The organism is Alcanivorax sp. HI0044 (assembly GCF_001634945.1).
Map to the genome: position 1 here is coordinate 1 of NZ_LWEZ01000534.1, position 967 is coordinate 967.

2 protein-coding genes are annotated in these 967 nt (G+C 54.2%); both read left to right on the forward strand.

The window, feature by feature from the left end:
• A partial coding sequence (locus A3730_RS06335) for an aminotransferase class I/II-fold pyridoxal phosphate-dependent enzyme (RefSeq protein WP_156500979.1) occupies window positions 1–504 on the forward strand: 504 nt, incomplete at its 5' end.
• Window positions 505–600: 96 nt separating this feature from the next.
• Window positions 601–948 (forward strand): ArsC family reductase, encoded by a 348-nt coding sequence (locus tag A3730_RS06340; protein WP_063520670.1) that lies wholly within the window; start codon window positions 601–603, stop codon window positions 946–948.
• The last annotated feature ends 19 nt before the right edge of the window (window positions 949–967 follow it).

Below are 967 nucleotides of genomic sequence, written 5' to 3' on the forward strand. Positions count from 1 at the left end.
CGCCGTTGCGTGGTCTTCCACTCCCTGTCCAAGCGCTCCAATCTGCCCGGGCTGCGCTCCGGTTTTGCCGCCGGCGACAGCGAAGTGCTGCAACGGTTTCTGCGTTACCGCACCTATCACGGTTGTGCCATGCCCATTCATCACCAGCTGGCCAGCATCGCCGCCTGGAATGACGAAAAACATGTACAAACCAACCGGGCACTGTATCGGGAAAAATTCGACGCAGTACTGGACATTCTTGGCGGCCCCCTTAAGGTATCCGCCCCGGCAGCGGGCTTCTATTTGTGGCCTAAAACGCCCATCAGTGACGAAGCTTTCGCCCAGCGTTTGCAGGCCGAACACAACGTCACCGTGTTACCCGGCCGCTATTTATCACGCACCATCAATGGTAAAAACCCGGGGGAAAACCGGGTACGCATGGCGCTGGTGGCCCCGCTGGAGGAATGTATTGAAGGCGCCCAGCGGATCAAGGCGTTGCTGGATGAGTTACAAGATGAAAGTTAAACGTTGAAAAGCGCGAGACAGGCTGAAGCAGGAATAATAACCGTGCCCGCGTTTCAACTTTGAACTTTGAACTTTCAACTGCTTTATAGGTTTTCCATGGAACTGACCGTCTTCGGTATCAAGAACTGCGATACCATGAAGAAAGCCATGAAATGGCTGGATGACAACGGCGTGGCCTATCACTTTCACGACTACAAGAAAGAAGGCGTGCCGGAACAACGATTACGCCAATGGCTGGAAGCCCTGGGTTGGGAAACCGTGATCAACAAACGCGGCACCACTTGGCGCAAACTGGACGATGCTGTCAAGGAATCCATGAACACGGAGAAATCCGTCAATCTGGCCATGGAAAATGCGTCTGTCATCAAGCGCCCGATTTTGCAAAGCAACGATTTCATTCTCGCCGGCTTCAAGGCCGACGAGTGGGAAACCACATTGAAATAACGCCGGACGCCCAACGCCG

What these genes read in the sequence shown, in the direction of transcription:
- A3730_RS06340 (WP_063520670.1), top strand. Translation starts at nt 601, where the DNA reads ATGGAACTGACCGTCTTCGGTATCAAGAACTGCGATACCATGAAGAAA.